Source organism: Vreelandella sp. EE27 (assembly GCF_968206495.1).
The window spans coordinates 3257081-3274999 of the sequence record NZ_OZ309109.1; the positions used below are offsets into that span (position 1 = coordinate 3257081).

At 58.0% G+C, this 17919-nt stretch carries 17 protein-coding genes and 1 pseudogene; 1 reads left to right on the forward strand and 17 read right to left on the reverse strand.

The annotated features are described in order from the left end of the window. Positions 1 to 57: 57 nt before the first annotated feature. Positions 58 to 1008, reverse strand: a complete 951-nt coding sequence (gene trxB, locus ACWHVV_RS15255) for a thioredoxin-disulfide reductase (RefSeq protein ID WP_447529884.1) — start codon at positions 1006 to 1008, stop codon at positions 58 to 60. Between the two features lie 274 nt (positions 1009 to 1282). On the opposite strand from trxB, the gene acnA reads away from it, so the two are divergent. Next, positions 1283 to 4018 (forward strand): aconitate hydratase AcnA, encoded by a 2736-nt coding sequence (acnA, locus tag ACWHVV_RS15260; RefSeq protein WP_447926987.1) that lies wholly within the window; start codon positions 1283 to 1285, stop codon positions 4016 to 4018. Between the two features lie 122 nt (positions 4019 to 4140). On the opposite strand, the gene ACWHVV_RS15265 is transcribed toward acnA, so the two are convergent. The 16 genes and pseudogenes from ACWHVV_RS15265 to ACWHVV_RS15340 form a co-directional block, all read right to left on the reverse strand. Next, complete coding sequence (locus ACWHVV_RS15265; RefSeq protein ID WP_447894293.1) at positions 4141 to 5817, reverse strand: NAD-dependent malic enzyme; 1677 nt, start codon at positions 5815 to 5817, stop codon at positions 4141 to 4143. Positions 5818 to 5984: 167 nt separating this feature from the next. Beyond that, positions 5985 to 7211 (reverse strand): YeeE/YedE family protein, encoded by a 1227-nt coding sequence (locus ACWHVV_RS15270; protein ID WP_447926988.1) that lies wholly within the window; start codon positions 7209 to 7211, stop codon positions 5985 to 5987. A 123-nt stretch (positions 7212 to 7334) separates the two neighbouring features. Further along, a complete protein-coding gene (locus ACWHVV_RS15275) occupies positions 7335 to 8387 on the reverse strand; it encodes an AI-2E family transporter (RefSeq protein WP_447926989.1) in 1053 nt (350 codons plus the stop codon). A 126-nt stretch (positions 8388 to 8513) separates the two neighbouring features. Continuing rightward, positions 8514 to 9923: a Na+/H+ antiporter NhaC family protein gene (locus ACWHVV_RS15280; RefSeq protein WP_447926990.1), complete on the reverse strand. Its 1410-nt coding sequence runs from the start codon at positions 9921 to 9923 to the stop codon at positions 8514 to 8516. Positions 9924 to 10105: 182 nt separating this feature from the next. Continuing rightward, positions 10106 to 11125: a tryptophan--tRNA ligase gene (locus ACWHVV_RS15285; RefSeq protein ID WP_447894297.1), complete on the reverse strand. Its 1020-nt coding sequence runs from the start codon at positions 11123 to 11125 to the stop codon at positions 10106 to 10108. 158 nt (positions 11126 to 11283) lie between these two features. After that, a complete protein-coding gene (locus tag ACWHVV_RS15290) occupies positions 11284 to 11703 on the reverse strand; it encodes a hypothetical protein (protein ID WP_447926991.1) in 420 nt (139 codons plus the stop codon). A 64-nt stretch (positions 11704 to 11767) separates the two neighbouring features. Next, positions 11768 to 12166 (reverse strand): hypothetical protein, encoded by a 399-nt coding sequence (locus ACWHVV_RS15295; RefSeq protein ID WP_447926992.1) that lies wholly within the window; start codon positions 12164 to 12166, stop codon positions 11768 to 11770. Between the two features lie 257 nt (positions 12167 to 12423). Further along, positions 12424 to 12681: a hypothetical protein gene (locus ACWHVV_RS15300; RefSeq protein ID WP_447926993.1), complete on the reverse strand. Its 258-nt coding sequence runs from the start codon at positions 12679 to 12681 to the stop codon at positions 12424 to 12426. 79 nt (positions 12682 to 12760) lie between these two features. Next, on the reverse strand, positions 12761 to 13450 hold the full coding sequence (locus ACWHVV_RS15305; protein WP_447926994.1) for a hypothetical protein: 690 nt from the start codon (positions 13448 to 13450) through the stop codon (positions 12761 to 12763). A gap of 51 nt (positions 13451 to 13501) precedes the next feature. Further along, a complete protein-coding gene (locus tag ACWHVV_RS15310) occupies positions 13502 to 14170 on the reverse strand; it encodes a hypothetical protein (RefSeq protein WP_447926995.1) in 669 nt (222 codons plus the stop codon). 741 nt (positions 14171 to 14911) lie between these two features. After that, entirely contained in the window at positions 14912 to 15466 is a 555-nt protein-coding gene (locus tag ACWHVV_RS15315; protein ID WP_447926996.1) for a hypothetical protein, read from the reverse strand. A gap of 51 nt (positions 15467 to 15517) precedes the next feature. Next, entirely contained in the window at positions 15518 to 15733 is a 216-nt protein-coding gene (locus ACWHVV_RS15320; protein WP_447926997.1) for a hypothetical protein, read from the reverse strand. Further along, a complete protein-coding gene (locus tag ACWHVV_RS15325; protein ID WP_447926998.1) occupies positions 15733 to 16035 on the reverse strand; it encodes a hypothetical protein in 303 nt (100 codons plus the stop codon). The genes ACWHVV_RS15320 and ACWHVV_RS15325 overlap by 1 nt, the downstream gene beginning before the upstream one ends. 93 nt (positions 16036 to 16128) lie before the next feature. Next, entirely contained in the window at positions 16129 to 16404 is a 276-nt protein-coding gene (locus tag ACWHVV_RS15330) for an RHS repeat-associated core domain-containing protein (RefSeq protein WP_447926999.1), read from the reverse strand. A 17-nt stretch (positions 16405 to 16421) separates the two neighbouring features. Then, positions 16422 to 16823, reverse strand: a pseudogene (locus tag ACWHVV_RS15335) (hypothetical protein); the annotation flags it as partial. 59 nt (positions 16824 to 16882) lie between these two features. Next, positions 16883 to 17875: a hypothetical protein gene (locus ACWHVV_RS15340; protein ID WP_447927000.1), complete on the reverse strand. Its 993-nt coding sequence runs from the start codon at positions 17873 to 17875 to the stop codon at positions 16883 to 16885. Positions 17876 to 17919 lie beyond the last annotated feature (44 nt).

Sequence of the window (17919 nt, forward strand, 5' to 3'; positions counted from 1 at the left end):
GGCTACGGGTAGACAGCGCGCCCGTGCCCTGCGCCGACCCTTGAAGCGCTATTTGAATCAGCCGATACCGTCGAGGTAGCGCTCGGCGTCGAGTGCTGCCATGCAGCCGCTGCCCGCAGAGGTAATCGCCTGGCGGTAGATATGGTCCATCACGTCGCCGCAGGCAAATACGCCGGGCACGCTGGTGGCGGTGGCGTTGCCTTCGAGACCGGAATTGACGGTAATGTAGCCGCCCTTCATGGCGAGCTGGCCTTCGAAAATACCGGTATTGGGGCTATGGCCAATGGCAACGAAAAGCCCAGGCGCGTGGAGCTCCTTGACGGTGCCATCGAGGGTCGACTTCAGCCGCACCCCTGTTACGCCGCTGTTATCGCCCAGCACTTCGTCGACCTGCTGGAACCACTCCAGCGCGATCGTACCGGCCTCGACCTTCTCCTGAAGTTTGTCCTGCAGGATTTTCTCCGCGCGCAGCGTGTCGCGGCGGTGTACCAGGGTCACCTTGGAGGCGATATTGGAAAGATAGAGCGCCTCTTCCACGGCGGTGTTACCGCCCCCCACCACCACGACTTCCTGATTACGATAGAAAAAACCGTCGCAGGTCGCGCAGGCCGACACGCCCTGGCCCATGAACTGCTGCTCGGTGGGCAGGCCCAGGTAGCGGGCGCTGGCGCCGGTGGCAATGATCAGCGCATCGCAGGTATAGGTGCCGCTATCGCCTTTCAATGTATAGGGTTTTTCGCCTAAGCTGACTTCATGGATATGGTCGAACAGCACCTCGGTATTGAAGCGCTCGGCGTGGGCTTGCATCTTTTCCATCAGCGCCGGGCCCTGGATGCCCTCGGCCTCGCCCGGCCAGTTATCCACATCGGTGGTCGTGGTCAACTGGCCGCCCGCCTGCAGCCCGGTAATCAGCAACGGCTGCAGGTTGGCGCGGGCGGCGTACACCGCCGCGGTGTACCCGGCAGGCCCGGAGCCAAGAATAATCAAACGTTCATGACGCGTTTCCATGACACCACCTATATCGAATAAAACGGATGTCCCGGCCAGCAGGATGCGAGTAGTACTGGCCGAAAACCAAACAAGAGAGTCTGCCTGAAATGGCGTCGAGTACAAGCAATTACAAGGGGGAGACTTGGCCATTAGGCCAGGATCCCTTGAAAGCCGGGTTTAAAGTACCCATGTGCTATTAATAAGCTAGGCTCTAGAAAACGAACCACCGTGGCACTGCAATCATCCAATACATAGCAAGCAAGAGCCCGCATTCAAGAGAGAGGAGCATGGAATGAGCAAGATCCCCGATACGCTCAGCACCCTGGAGGTGGGGAGTCACTCCTACACCTATTACAGCCTGCCCAAGGCGGCCGATGCGCTTGGCAACATCGACCGGCTACCCAAGACCCTGAAAATCCTGCTGGAAAACCAGCTACGCTTTGGCGACGACGAAAGCGTCGAAAACGACGACCTGCAAGCGCTGGTAGACTGGCAAAAAGAGGGTAAATCCAGCCGCGAGATCGGCTATCGCCCGGCGCGGGTTCTCATGCAGGACTTCACCGGCGTACCCGGCGTGGTGGATCTGGCCTCCATGCGCGACGCGGTCGAAAAGCTCGGTGAAGACCCGGCCCGTATCAACCCGCTCTCGCCGGTCGACCTGGTCATCGACCACTCGGTGATGGTCGACGAGTTCGGCCACGCCACGGCGTTCGAGGAGAACGTCGAGATCGAAATGCAGCGTAACCGCGAGCGTTACGAGTTTCTGCGCTGGGGCCAGCAGGCCTTCGATAATTTTAAAGTGGTACCGCCGGGCACGGGTATCTGCCACCAGGTTAACCTCGAGTACCTGGGCAAATCGGTCTGGACCAAGGAAGAAGACGGCAAAACCTACGCCTTCCCGGATACGCTGGTCGGCACCGACTCTCACACCACCATGATCAACGGCCTGGGCGTGCTTGGCTGGGGCGTAGGCGGTATCGAAGCCGAGGCCGCGATGCTCGGTCAGCCGGTTTCCATGCTGATTCCCGAAGTCATCGGCTTCAAGCTCGACGGCAAGCTTCAGGAAGGCATCACCGCGACCGACCTGGTGCTCACCGTTACCGAAATGCTGCGCAAGAAAGGCGTGGTGGGTAAGTTCGTCGAGTTCTACGGCGACGGCCTCAAAGACCTGCCGCTGGCCGACCGCGCCACCATCGCCAACATGGCGCCGGAGTACGGTGCGACCTGCGGTTTCTTCCCGGTGGATGAAGAAACCCTGAACTACATGCGCCTGACCGGCCGCGAAGACGATCAGATCGCGCTCGTGAAAGCCTACAGCCAGGAACAGGGCCTGTGGCGCGAGCCCGGCGACGAGCCGATCTTCAGCGACTCCCTAGGGCTCGATATGAGCACCGTCGAAGCAAGCCTGGCCGGCCCCAAGCGCCCGCAGGACCGGGTATCGCTCAAGGACCTGCCCAGCGCCTTCGCCAAGGTAATGGAAAACGACGGCAAGACCCAGCCGGACACCGAAACCGGCAAGTTCTCCTCGGAGGGCGGCCAGACCGCCGTGGGTGTCGAGCGCAGCTTCGAGCACAACGACAGCCAGGATGTGTCCTACAACGGCCAGAGCTTCCGTTTGAACCCGGGGGCCGTGGTCATTGCCGCGATCACGTCGTGTACCAACACCTCCAACCCCAGCGTGATGATGGCCGCCGGCCTTCTGGCCCGCAAGGCACGCGAAAAAGGTCTGGAAACCAAGCCTTGGGTCAAGACCTCGCTGGCGCCGGGCTCCAAGGTGGTCACCGACTACCTGGCCGCCGCGGATCTGAACAACGACCTGGACGCGCTGGGCTTCAACCTGGTGGGCTACGGCTGCACGACCTGTATCGGTAACTCCGGCCCGCTGCCCGAGGAGATCGAAAAAGCGATCAACACCGGTGACCTGGCGGTCGCCTCGGTGCTTTCGGGCAACCGTAACTTCGAAGGCCGGGTTCACCCGCTGGTCAAAACCAACTGGCTCTCCTCGCCGCCCCTGGTCGTGGCCTACGCGCTGGCCGGTAACGTACAGAGCAACCTGACCACTGACCCACTGGGCGATGACTCTGATGGCAACCCAGTCTACCTGAAAGACATCTGGCCCTCCCAGGCCGAGATCGCCGAGGCGGTCGAGAAAGTGAACACCGACATGTTCCGCAAGGAGTATGGCGAAGTATTCGAGGGCGACGAGACCTGGAAGTCGATCAAGGTACCGGAGAGCCAGGTGTACGAGTGGCCCGATTCCACCTACATTCAGCACCCGCCCTTTTTCGAAGGCATGGGCCGGGAGCCGGAACCCACCGAGGACGTTAAAAGCGCGCGGGTCCTGGCGATGCTGGGCGACTCGGTCACCACCGACCACATCTCGCCGGCCGGCTCCATCAAGCCGGACAGCCCCGCCGGGCGCTATCTGCAGGAAAACGGCGTGAAGCCGGTAGATTTCAACTCCTACGGTTCGCGCCGGGGTAACCACCAGGTCATGATGCGCGGTACCTTCGCCAACGTGCGCATTCAAAACGAAATGCTCGATGGCGTGGTCGGCGGCGAAACCCGCCACGTGCCCAGCGGCGAGCAGATGTCCATCTACGACGCGGCGATGAAGTACCAGGAAGAAGGCACGCCCCTAGTGGTCATTGCCGGTAAAGAGTACGGCACCGGGTCGAGCCGCGACTGGGCGGCGAAGGGCACGCGGCTTTTAGGCGTGCGCGCGGTACTGGCGGAGTCTTACGAGCGTATCCACCGCTCCAACCTGATCGGTATGGGCGTGGTGCCGCTGCAGTTCCCGGAAGGCGAAAGCCGTGAAAGCCTGGGACTGACCGGCGATGAAGAAGTATCCATCGAAGGATTGGGCGATCTAAGCCCGGGCTCCAACGTCAAGGTCACCATCAAAAAGGGCAGTGACGAGCGTACGATCGAGGCGAAATGCCGGATCGATACGATCAACGAGCTGGCGTACTACCGCCACGGTGGTATCCTGCACTACGTGCTGCGCAAGATGATTGGCGCAGCGTAAGCCCTACCGGCAACGCACGACCCAATGCTTGCACGCCCCCACTCCGGTGGGGGCTTTTTTTGGCCCTAAAAAAAGCGCCGCTACCGAAGTAGCGGCGCCGAGAGCCTTGAACGTTAAAACGCTTAAACGGCGCGACGGCGGTAGTCGCGGTAGTCCGGGTCCCAGCTCGCGTTTTCGATATCCTTACGCAGCTGTGTGCCGCTGGTGGTCAGCGCGACGCCGTTATGCTGCGCCATGGCCGCCACTTCAAAGGCGATCGACTGGCTGATTTCGCGAATCTTGGAAAGCGGCGGCAAAAGCGCGCCCTTGCCCTCTTTGACCAGCGGCGCTTCCCGGGCCAGCGCTCTTGATGCACTCATCAGCATCTCGTCGGTCACCCGGTGCGCCTTGGCTGCTACCACGCCCAGGCCAATGCCGGGGAAGATATAGGCGTTGTTGCACTGGGCAATCGCGTAGGTGCGCCCGTTGTAGACCACCGGCGCGAAGGGGCTGCCAGTGGCGACCAGCGCCTGGCCGTCGGTCCAGCGGATTACGTCTTCCGGCACCGCCTCGGCCTGGGAGGTCGGGTTGGAGAGCGGCATGATGACCGGGTTCTCGCAGCCGGCGTGCATGGTGCGGATCACCTGCTCGGTGAAGATACCGCGCTGGCCGCACACACCGATCAGCACCGTGGGCTTGATCTGCGCGATGGTCTCTTCCAGGCCCTGGCCGTTCCAGTCGGCGACCAGCGCCGGGTCGTGGGCCAGGCGACGCTGGAAATCGCGCTGCCAGGGTTGGTCCGTCGTCATCAGCCCGTCGCGGTCGATCACGTAGACACGCTCGCGGGCCTCGCGCTCGGAAAGCCCCTCGGACTGCATGGCAACCACGACCTGCTCGGCGATACCACAGCCGGCGGAGCCGCCACCGACGAACACCACACGCTGCTTGGCGATGCTCTCTTCCCGGGCGTGACAGGCGGCCATCAGCGTACCCACCACCACCGAGGCGGTGCCCTGAACGTCGTCGTTGAAGCAGCAAAGCTCGTTGCGGTAGCGCTCCAGTAGCGGCACGGCGTTGGCCTGGGCGAAATCCTCGAACTGTAGCAGGGCGTTGGGCCAGCGGCGCTTGAGCGCGGCGATGAACTGCGCCATGAAGGCGTCGTACTCTTCCTGGCCGACCCGTTCGTGGCGCCAGCCCATGTACATGGGGTCGTCCAAAAGCGCCTGATTGTTGGTGCCCACGTCGATCATGATGGGCAGGGTATGGGCCGGGCTGATCCCGCCACAGGCGGTGTAGAGTGCGAGTTTACCAATGGGAATCCCCATACCGCCGATGCCCTGGTCGCCCAGGCCCAGAATACGCTCGCCGTCGGTGACCACGATCACCTTGACGTTGTCCTTGGTGGCACTGCGCAGGATATCGTCCATGTGCTCGCGGTCCGGGTAGCCGATGAAAAGCCCCCGGTGATTGCGATAGATATTGGAGAATTCCTGACACGCCTTGCCCACGGTCGGCGTATAGATGATCGGCAGCATCTCTTCCAGGTGCTCGGACACCAGGCGGAAATAGAGCGTTTCGTTATCGTCCTGGATGGCGCGCAGGTAGATATGGCGGTCCAGGTCGCTGTGACACTGCTGGTACTGGCGATAGCTGCGCTCGAGCTGGTCTTCGATGGTCTCGACCTTTTGCGGCAACAGACCGATCAAATTGAACGCGAGCCGCTCCTCTTGAGTAAACGCGCTGCCTTTGTTCAATAGCGGCATTTCAAGCAAGGAAGGACCGGCGTAAGGAATGTATAAGGGGCGTTTGCTCTGAGTCATGGGGCTCTCTTTTCGTCCATTACTGCTGCAGCGCAGCAATATCAAGCGTTTACGGTTATAACGGCATAATGTATCACGCCACTACGACAAAGGTGGCACGCAGCCGGGCTTTGAGCAAAAAAATGCCCCGCTTTTTTAGCGGGGCGTTGAACATCAACCGGTTAGCGTCAGGCCGTTTTGGCCTTGGGTTTGCGCCCTTCTACACCGGCGAAAAACAGCGGCCGCAATTTGACTCCCAGCATATTGCCGGCAAAGGCAGCGGCCATCCAGAGCCAGCCGTGCAGGCTGCCCGAGGCAATACCGCTGAAGTAAGCGCCAATATTGCAGCCAAAGGCCAGCCGCGCGCCGTAACCCAGCATCAGCCCACCGAGAATCGCCGCGATCACCGAGCGGATCGGGATGTTGAAATTCGGTGCAAAGCGCCCGGCCAGGTGGGCGGCGGCCATCGCGCCCAGCATGATGCCGATATTCATCACGGTAGTAATGTCCGAGAAAATACTGGCATCCAGCGCCGCCATGTTGGATTCCGACTGCCAATACCCCCACTGGGTGACATCGCCGCCCACGAAGTTAAAGACCTTCGCGCCCCAGAGCGCAAAGGCGGAGGTAATACCCCAGGGGCGCCCGGCCAGCGCTAGGGTAGCGAAGTTCAACAGCGCCAGCGCCACGGCGCCGGCCAATAGCGGCCAGGGGCCTTCCAGCCAGCGCTGGCTACCCGGTTTGGTCACCGGGGCCGGTTTTTCTAGCTGGCCGTGGCGTCGGCGCTCCATTACCACCGTCAACGCGGCGATGGCGGCGAACAGCACCAGGCTGATCGCGATGCCGCCACCCGGGCCCGCTACTTCGACCAGCGAGACCGGCGCAAACGCGGGCAGGCTCTGCCACCAGGTAAAGTGCGCGGTGCCGATCACCGAGCCCACGATGAAGAACAGCAGCGTAATCAGCATGCGCGCATTGCCGCCCCCGGCGGTAAACAGCGTACCCGAGGCGCACCCACCGCCAAGCTGCATGCCCAAACCGAAGATGAACGCGCCGACCACCACGGAGATCCCGATGGGGCGGACAAAGCCAGAGACCGGCATATCGAATAACGTGCCCGCGCCCAGGGCGGGGAAAAACAGCACCACGGCAACGGCGAGCATCACCATCTGCGCGCGCAGCCCGCGGCCCCGGCGTTCGGTGATGAACGCCCGCCAGGCCGCGGTAAAGCCAAACGCCGCGTGGTAGAGCGCCACACCAAACAGGCCGCCAATGATCATCAGCATGCCGGTGTTGGCACTAAAGAACACGCCGATCAATAGCGCCCCGAAAACGATCGCCGCCATGGCGATCAGCGGAACACGGTACTTGCTGGAGAAATTTTCAGCCTCCGCGGAGGCGGGAGTGGTCGACATAGCGCACCTTCGATCTTTTCAAAAACTCAACATCTATACGGCGAAAACGGACGTATTCACCACCCTTTGAACCTCAATTTAAAACGCTTTTGCGATACCTCACCAAAGCTCGCTGCGCTTTGGCTACTCGCTTTTCTCACTCTTGTCTTGTTCACCGCTTGCCGGCTCGTCGTCTTCGTCACGCTGCACGTAGAGCGCATTGATCAGCACAAAGCCGATAACGGTGAGCGGCGCCGCCAACAGCACCCCGGCCACGCCAAACAGCGTACTGGCTGCAAAGAGTGAAAACAGCAGCATGGCGGGGGGCAAATTCACCGCGCGCTGCTGAACCAGCGGCTGCATCACGTTGCCTTCGATCTGCTGGATAATGGTATAGGCGATCAGCACAAAAAGCGCCGTTTGCGGGCTGACCGTGTAGGCCAGTAACAGCGCGGGAATCGCCGCGATCAGCGGGCCGACCAGCGGCACGAAATCCAGCACGCCGGCAATCAAGCCAAGGCCCAGCGGCGCAGGCACGCCCAAAAGCCACATGCTCACGCCGACCAGCAGGCCCGTCACGACCATCGCGACCAGTTGGCCACCGAGCCAAAACCGCAGCGCCTTGCCGCTTTTATCCAGCGCCTCGGCCAGCTTGTCCCGGCTTTTGACCGGCGCCAGCAACAACAACCCGCGGCGGTAGACATCCGGCTGAGCGGCAAAATACACCATCCCCACGATCAGCGCGAAGAAATTGACCAGGCTGCCCCCCATGGAGACGACCACCATACCGACCTGCGCCAGGCCGTTTTCGAAAACCGAGCCCGCCCGCTCGCCGGCGTTCTCCATTAGCGGCTCAAGTGGAGTGCCTTGAAGGCGCTCCTGCAACTGCTCCCAGGCTTCGGGCAGCAAAGTCGAAAGCGACTCGAGTTCCGACGCCACCTGAGAGCCAAAGGCTACGCTGATCCCCGCCAGCACCAGCGTCAATGTCACCACCACGATAAGAAGCGACAGCCAGCGCGGCACCCCCCATTTGAGCAGCGGCACCATACAGGTTTGCAAAATACACGCGCCCACCACCGCGCCGAAGATCAGCAGCAACAGCCCCACCAGCTTCCAAAGCACCAGCGCCAGTACCGCCAGCGCCAGTACGATCATCGCTTTTTCCGTAAACGTTTGATGACGGTACGTCGATTGCATTCAATAGTCCCTTTGTAAATACCGTTCGATAAAAGCCGGAATACCCGTTGCAGCGCTCCCTTACATGCTGCACCCCACCGCGCTTTTCAAGCGCCGCCCAGTGTATTTCGCTTATCCGCCCAGCACCTAACGAATACGCGTTTTCTCATGGCCAAGCCCGAGCCCGGTCACGACATAGAAAAGCGAAAACACGATCGCGCCATAACAGAGAATGGCGTAGATGAAAAAATCCGCCGTGGAAACGCCCAGTGTCGCCGCCGTGAAAGCGCCCGTGACGCCCCAGGGGATAAGCGGGGAGAGCGTGGTACCGGTGTCTTCCAAAATCCTGGACAGGTTCTTGGGCGGCGTGCCGCTATTGGCGACCAGCGGGCGCAGTAGCGGCCCCAAAAGCGCGAAGGTCACGTAGTAGCTGCCGGTCAGCAAGAACGCCAGGCTGTGCAGCCCCATGGCACTACCCAGCACCTGCCGCCGCCCGGTCTGGCGTTCGTTCAACAGCGCAATCGCCGCATCGAGGGTGCCCGCGCTTTTGAACGGGGCGCCCAGTACGGCCGCGGCGATCAGCACCGCCACCGTGGACATCATGCTCTGCAGCCCGCCGCGAGAGAGCATGCTATCGACCATTTCCTCCCCGGTGCTGGCGCTATAGCCGCCGTTCATGGCATTGCCGATCTCGCTCGCCCCCGCCCCTTGAAGCAGCGCGGCGATCAGCGCGCCGCTGACGATACCCACGGCGAAGGACGGCAGCACCGGCTTTTTCAGAAGAATGCAGACGAACACCATCACCGGCGGAAGGAGCGTCACCACATTGATACTGAACACCGCATTGAGCGTCTCGATCAGCGCGGCGGTTTCCGGCGCGCTGGCCTGCCCCGTGCTGATGCTACTACCCAGCCACGCGTAGACCGCCAGCGCAATGAGATACGCCGGCAGCGTCGAGTAGAGCATGTGACGAATGTGAGTCACGATGTTCACCTCGCACACGGCGGACGCCATGACGGTCGTATCGGAAAGCGGCGACAGCTTGTCGCCGAAAAACGTCCCCGTGACGATCGCCCCCGCCGCCCAGGCGAGCGGCACGTCGAGCCCCACGGCCACCGCCATGAGCGCCACGCCGATCGTGCTGAGCGTGCCCCAGGACGTGCCCGCCATGACCGACATCAACGAGCACGACAAACATGCCACCACCAAAAAAAGCCCCGGTGACAGCAGCTCGAGCCCCAGCGTAACCATGGCTGGTATCGTGCCCGAGAGCATCCATACCCCCACCATCATCCCCACGCTGATGAGGATCAAAATGGGAATCAGCATGGCCTGAATGCCTTTTAAAAGGTCCTCCTCCAGCCGCGCCCAGGAAATCCCCCATAAAAGACACAGCGAGATCGCAAGGCTCCCCGCCACGATGAGCGCCACCGCGGTCGGGATGGCCAGCCACATGATGGCGCCCAGCAAACTGCCCACGGCGACCACCAATAAAGCAAGATGATGAAGGCCGCCCAGTGCGACACCAGGCTCTGACGCTGAAGTATGACGAGACATGCAGGCTCCTCGCTAACGCGTGGTCGTAGTGGTTGTCGTTGGATACTTTTTTCAAGACCCGGACTGCACTGTACACAAAAGCCCTTCCCCAGCTAAGTGGAAGGGCCTTGTTTGACGCAATAAAACGCAGCGCCACCGTTAGAAAGCCGCCTTGTTATCGAAAAGGCTTGACGTTTGGTCGCTTAAACGAAGCGGCCCAGGCCCATGGCCGAACGTAGCTTCTCGATGCTGCGCGTGGCCTCTTCCCGGGCGCGCTCGGCGCCTTTTTGCAGCACCGCTTCGATATGGCCCGGGTCTTCCAGCAGCGCCGTGTAGCGCTCGCGGGGCGCGCTCAGGTGTGCGTTCAGGTAATCGAACACCTGGTTTTTCGCATCCCCCCAGCCGATACCCGCGGCGTACTGCTCGCGAAGCGCCGCGGTTTCGGCACTGGAGGCAAACGCTGCGTAGATCTGAAACAGCGTGCAGGTGTCCGGGTCTTTCGGCTCGCCAGGCTCCAGCGAGTTGGTCTTGATCTTGCGAACGAGCTTTTGAAGCTTTTTCTCCGGGGCGAACAAGGGGATGGTGTTGTCGTAGCTTTTCGACATCTTGCGCCCGTCCAGGCCTTTCAACACCTCGGACTTTTCATCCACCACCGCCTCGGGCTGGGCGAAATAGTTGCCCTTGTACAGGTGGTTGAAGCGCCCGGCGATATCGCGAGCCATCTCGATGTGCTGGATCTGGTCGCGCCCCACCGGCACCTTGTTGGCGTTGAACATCAGGATATCCGCCGCCATCAGCACCGGATAGCCAAAGAGCCCCATGGTCACGCCTTTATCCGCGTCCTGGTTGCCCGCCTCTTCGTTGTCCGCCACCGCCGCCTTGTAGGCATGGGCCCGGTTCATCAGGCCCTTGGCGCACACGCAGGAGAGCATCCACGTAAGCTCCGGGATTTCCGGAATATCCGACTGGCGGTAAAAAATCGCGTTGTCGGTATCGAGCCCCAGCGCCAGCCACGTGGCCGCGATCTCCAGGCGCGACTGCTGCACGCGCTTCGGGTCCTGGCACTTGATCAGCGCGTGGTAGTCAGCCATGAAATAGAACGACTGCACGTTCGGGTCCTGGCTTGCCTCGATGGCCGGCTTGATGGCCCCCACATAGTTACCCAAATGGGGGGTGCCGGAGGTGGTAATCCCGGTCAGCACACGGGTTTTGGCATTGCTCATGGTGTGATGGATCCAGCGTCAGATAAATCGAAAAAAGATAGGGGATTGTACACTCAATGGAGGGAAATCGTCGCCCAGACAACGCGGCCCTTTGCGGTTCTACCCCCGCCCCATCTACGCGTCGTGATCAAGGGCCCGTTACTCGTTAACGGGAGCCGTTACGGCAAACGGCGACTGCGCCTGCGCCTGCTTTGCAATCGTTTGACGCATAACGCGGCGGCTCCCCCCATCCCGCCCAGCAGTGCGCCAAAAAAGAGCATAAAGATCACCCATTCATGATTGCCGGTCGTCGCGTTCGTTATAAAGTAGCTATCCAGTGCAACACTCGCTGCGGTAGCGGCTGCCGAATGGAGGAGGACCTTTTTGGCGGTCAGCATGCCCATTGCCAAACCACATAAAAAAATCAGAACGTAGCCAAAATGTACCGTTACTACCGCCATCACGAATTCATTCGACATCACATGATTCGATAAAAAGGTAGCGCCCGCTTGATATGCGTCTTTAACCAATCGGTAAGAGCTCATACACAGTAAATAGTTAAAAGCCAGCGGACTGAGCTTTAAAGCAGTGCCGTTCACCTCGCCCCCATTATAACTCTCCCGCTTACTCGGCTGTTGTATTGCCGGCCCTTAAAACCAGCGGCTACTTAGTGATGTCTTTTGAAAAAAAGGCGTAGCCAAGAGCCAGCGAAACCAGAATGCGCTGAATTGAATCCAGCATGTTGATCAACGGTGTGGCGACGTAGTAACCGCCCACTATGCCTTCGACAACCCACAATATCATGCTAAAAAGAAGCACGTTCCTGAAGACCAGTGGCTTAAAAAGAAGCCCTGCAAGCCCAGCGAGCTCGGTCACTATAATAATGACTTCTAAATCCCTTAATCCTGCCTCATTGAAAATCGAAGAGTATCCTTGCCACCCTAACAACTCAACATGTTGCTCCGGCATATAAAACGCCATCTGCCATCCAAAATAGTACAGCGCTATATTGCTCAAAAACGATGCCAGAACAAGTGATCTAAAAAGCGTACTCTCAACCATATCAACTCTCGCCTTAATAAGTGGCACACATATCAGAATACTGCTTCCGGGCGCTCTCATTCGAGTGATCAAGAGCGCTCAAAAAACTCTCTAAATCAGCACCCACCTCCCCCTCCAACTGATCCTGATATAAAGCGAGCGTTGAAAGGTTTTTGGCGTACATAAAGTCACTCATATACCGTCCCAAAATAGCCAAAGTCGCTATAAGCACAATTAAAAAAACCATAAGCGCTATCGTAAATCTTAGAAACTTCATATTAATGGGCCCTAATCCTTTTTCTTTCTTCAATTTCTTTCAACTCTTCAAGTGCCAGGCTTCTGGACGCAGCAGAATTCTCAGGAAAGACATCGGCTATTTTTTCGCATATAGCTTCCCTTCTTTTTGTAGCTTCCTCTTCAATAGATCGACCGTACTTTTCCAGCACAGCACTTCTTTCGAAGTACTCGCTCGCAAAAGACAGCGCACCGCCTAACAACAGCGCGATCAATGCAGGCATTAAAACAAGCTTATACACTATCTACTCCTTTATACTTTCAAAACGCCTTGAACGTGATTTCCGCTCTAAATAGGCCAGGGTTTCGTCAGCCTCTCGGTCAAGGTAAGGGTTCAGCGTCTTGCGCGGCGGAGGTCACGATTTCTCGATACAGAATGGCCATGGCCGTTACAGAAATGAGCGAGGTCGCAAAGAAAAGTAGTGGCCGAAGGAGCGACAAAGCACCTGCACTCGGCAGGCTTTCGAGCGCTATCCCTATCACGGTTGGAAAGAGCGCCAATACAACGAAAGCGCTCCACTGGTAGGGGCGAGAGAGTTGCCAGGCCAATCGAAAGGTAAGCGGCTGACCGACCGCAATACCGGGCAACACCAGCGCCAAACGGCTGTAGAGATAACCACTCAGCAGTAGCGAGACCCAAACACCGGCGACGGGAACGAAAGCGAATAGCGACACTGGAATGAATAACGCATAAAGACCTAGCTGGTATAAGAAAAGTCGCGTTTCACGTTGTCCCCAGAAAAGCCCCCTACCAAAGCCGTTGGTTTGCTGACGCAAGATGGCATTGCATACTACGACCACCAAAAGCGTGTAGGCCGCTATATCGATGGCCTCTGCCAGTAACTCAAGTGACAGGTAAAGCGCCACTGACCTGGGTTGAAGGATGACGACTCCTTGGGTAAGTAGCGCTGCTATTAGCGTCAGCCCCAACGGACCGATAAGCGCTATTAGTGTTATACGTTTGTAGCTCAACAGTGTGGAGTAAGTTTCGACCAGGATTTTAAAAAGCATGCACTCAATCACTATATGGAGAAAATTAAAGATGGGATGCGTCTAGCAGTGCTAATTTTTTGCAAAATAACCCAGTGCATGACCGCAATTTTCTGCGAGAGAAACGGCCGTAGGCCTATAAGGCCTTAGTTCACGATAACACCACCATCGCTCTGGCCCACTCAAAGAACTTCTTGAGAGCAGGTAAATAAAAAACATTCTCAACTGCCTAAAAATATGTTTAAACCGTGGCCCTTCTCGGCAAAAAACAAGAAAACTCAGGCTAGTTGCATGGCCGTTCCTGGCTGCTTTTTCAAAAAAACTTCTTGCCATAACTTTATCTATTTCTCTCTTACCCTGAAAATAGTATCGATTAAAGCGCATCAATCCTTTTTGATAGTTAGCCTTACGAAAACATATCTTTTCTGCTTTATCGAAAAAATACAGCGCCTTCTCTTCATCCTCTTCACCATAATAACCACGCAAATAACCGACTCCTACTGCACACAACGCGCCTGCATTCCTATTTAAAGCATCATTATTTAGAATATCGAGCGCGGACAAAACATCTTTATCACACCCCTTTCCTAAAGCAAGGTACCAACTTTTTAGCGCAAGAAAATCTGACTCGCTAGCTTCTACTCTGGCTATTATCTTTTTATAAACATCTTCATCATTAACACACTCCTCCCATGTATTTGTTTTAAAATAAAAAATTGGATCGTGATAAAGGTCCTGCATAAAATCACCGCTAACTGGATTTATATGGCGTTATGGATCAACAATGGGGTCACGCTATATTTCTAGCTTGCTACGCTCGACTCTACCAGAAATGGGTATGTCATGGACTCTTTAGCAGCCCGACTCTACCGGAGGGACGTTGCCGGTGAGGGTGTGTGCAGCTAGCAGCACTCGCGTGGTACTGATGCTCGCCGATGAATTGCTAAGCATTGTTTCAGCTGAACGCTACTCGCTCATGAGTTGGCCAATAGCTTCCCAGCTGTAATATTTGGTGCTGACTGGAAAGAGAAGAAGTACCTTATTGTTCCCTTAACTATTACTTCGCGGAACCAAAAACCTAGCGAAAGCTCAGCTTCTACGGCCAAGCCCATTTGGCTTTACTAATCAAATAAGAAAACCAATTATTAAAAACCCCATTATCCCAGCTGATGTATACAATATATTAACATAGGTTAATATCATATAAATCCTAACCCACAACAGTGTTTCTTTATTAAATCCATCATTCCACCTATCTCTAGATAATATATATTTATTGAAATCAACTGTCTTTTTCATAGATTCCGAATTAACGGCACCGAAGTAGCACTCATATATCTCTGGACACCCCCTTAACGAGTAACGCAGCTTTAAATATGCCACACCATTAACTAACAATATCATATAATAAATATGAACCAAGCTCATTTAAAAAACCTCTACTTATTGCAATCTAAAATATAATTCTCTAACCCCCAGCTGCTACCGCTGAAGCGCCAATACCTGGCCCTCCATTGCAGGGCGTCCGGCTCCAAATCGATTTCCAGGTTCAGCCCCGGGGCGCTCAACCCGTGCAGGTGGCCGCTGCCCTAGGTGTGCCAGTTGAGCGCGGGTAGCTCGCCGAACTGGCTCGCTTGCGGGGCGCCGTCGGCGGTGAGGGTGTGTGCTGCTGCCAGCCGCTGCCGTTCTCGACGGAGGCTTGGCGCTGCTGCTCGCCGACCAGCCGCTGGGCGTGGTCGTAAGCGAAGTGACTTCGCCGTGATCATTGGTCACGCTTCTGAGCTGGCCGTAAACGCCCCATTGGTACTGCTCGGCGCTTGCCGGGGCATGCTCGTTGACGGGCAGGTGGCGTGCGGCAGGGCGCCCGCCGGCGTCGTAATCGTAACGGGTCGCCAGTGGCTGGCCATCGGGACCTTGCCGGTTGACTTCGGTGCGCTCAATCAGCTGGCCGGCCGCGTCGTAGCGGTAGCGTTGCTCGCGGCGGTCGGGCCGGTCTCTGGCTAGGCGGTCCATCTCGTCATAGGCAAAGCGGTACACCGCGCCGTTGCCCAGGATCGGCTCGATCAGGCGGCCCAGCTCGTCCAAAGCCTATTCTTCTAAGAAGAAATCTAGCAACATAAGTTTTTCAACTTTAATTCGCACTCGACGATTTAAACCGTCTAAAGCGTATGCTCTTTGCTCAGGATCACGACTATCAAACCATTCTAAATTAGAAGCAAGCTGGTTTTCGTTATCTAGAACCCATTTATCCCCATCCTCCTCAAAAGCTATAGTTACTGGAAAAACAGGTTTAGAAGTATCCATCACCATCCTCCTTGATAAGGTCTGTGTTTCCTCATCTGACTTTTAGTCGCTCCTCTATGATAATGGAGGCGCGCCTTTTCAATTCCATTATGCTTAAACTTATGATACTCCACTGCGAACATCCGCCTATCACTTTTAAATAAATTAAGCCCGCCACCGCCTGTATTAGTATACCTATAGAATTTCATAGACCAACCTGCTCTAGCCAAACCTGCCCCAGAGGCAAGCAATAATTCTGGCGCAACAGGGTTAATCCCAAAAATATCCATTTCACAAGCTAAATCATCTGTTAAGTCAGACATTTCAGCACGTAAAGAATTTATATCATGCGAGACACCTCTGTAATAGGCTCCGCTTTCAAGTTGGTCAACTCTACCCTGTAGAGACTCCATTCTTTAAAAGTAGTCTTCAAAAACTTCATCTGGAACAAACGGGTGAAAGCTATCGTTTTCGTGTGTACACATTCCCTCTAACCCCAACGGATCCACCATCTCCATCGGATTCGCCACATACCCATACAAGTTGGTCCCACCCCGCAACCCAATCGGATCTTGACTAATATACCGTCCCTGCGGCGGGTCATAGTAACGATGCCGGTTGTAGTAGAGCCCACTCTCCTCGTCCTGCCATTGCCCCTGGAACCGAATCGGCTGACGGGCACTGCCGCGCACGTTTTCACCGCCGCCCAGTCATCGGGCTGGCCCTGCCACTGCGTTTCGCCGTTGGCGGCCACGAGCTGCATCGGGGTGCCAATCGCATCCGTGACAAAGGCGCTGACTAATTGGCCTTCCTGGGTGCCGTCGATGCGCAGCATGGGCACGAAGCTACCCGGCTCGTAGACGATGGTCGAGTGCTGATTCTCGCTTTCTTCGCGCACGAGGCGGTCGCCGTCCCAGCCGTAGTGGGTGGTGGCGGTGGTGCCGTTTTCGTGGCGCACGGCTTTGCTGATGCGGCGGCCCAGGCCGTCGTAGCGGTAGGTGGCATCGACCGTACGGCCCCGCTCGCTTGCGCGGGTGAGCTGGACCAGGCGGTTGGCACCGTCGTAACCGAGTGTCAGGCGGTCGCCGTTGGCGGCCTGCTTTTCGATCATGTTGCCCGCGCCGTCGAAGCGGTGGCGGGCGCCGTCCAGGTGGTCGAGGCGATTGTCGGTCAGCGCCTGTTGGCCGTCCGGTTACCGGCGGCATCGAGGGAGTAGCGGTTGGCCTGGTCGCCGTGCTGGCTGCCGGTCAGGCGGCCGGCGGCGTCGTAGCTGTAGGCAATAACGCTGGAGGCCTGGTCACTCTGCACGCTTCTGAAACTCATGCGGCCCAGGGCGTCGTACTGGTACTGCTGCCCGCCACCGTTCTGCGCGCCACGCAGGGTCAGGTGATCGAGCTGGCCGAGGTTCGTATAGCCGCGCTCCAGAATCAGGGGCGGCGCCTGGTCGCCCGCTGCCAGGGTCAGGCGGCGCCGGGTCTCCCGGTGCAGGGCGTCCGGCTCAAGGTCGATCTCCAGGTTCAGCCCCGGGGCGCTCAGCCCGTGCAGGTGGCCGCTGCCGTAGGTGTGCCAGTTGAGCGCGGGTAGCTCGCCGAACTGGCTCGCTTGCGGGGCGCCGTTGGCGGTGAGGGTGTGATGCTGCTGCCACTGCCAGCCGCTACCGCCTTCGATACCCGCGTGGCGCTGTTGCTCGCCGACCAGCCGCTGGGCGTCGTCATATTGAAACGCAACTTCGCCGTGCTCGTTGGTAACGCTCATGAGCTGGCCGTTGGCGCCCCAGCGGTACTGCTCCTGGCTTGCCGGGGCGTGCTCGGTGGCGGGTAAATGGCGCGTCGCAAGGCGTCCGGCGGCGTCGTACTCATAGCGCGTGGCAAGCGGCTGGCCGTCCGGTCCGGAGCGGCTGGCTTCGATGCGCTCGACCAGTTGGCCCGCCTCATCGTAGCGGTACTGCTGTTCGCGGCCGTCCGGGCCGGTCTCGCTGGCCAGCCGGTCCATGTCGTCATAGGCGAAGCGATAGACCGCGCCGTTGCCCAGGGTCAGCTCACTCAGACGGCCCACATCGTCGAAGGCGGTGAACTGCTGGCTGCCGTCGGCCTCGGTGCGCTGGGCCGGGCGGCCGTGTTCGTCGAAGAAGAACTGCTGGCGGAAACCCTGGGTGCCTTCCACTTCGACCAGCCGCCCTTGCGGGTCGAAATACTGGTGCCAGTAAA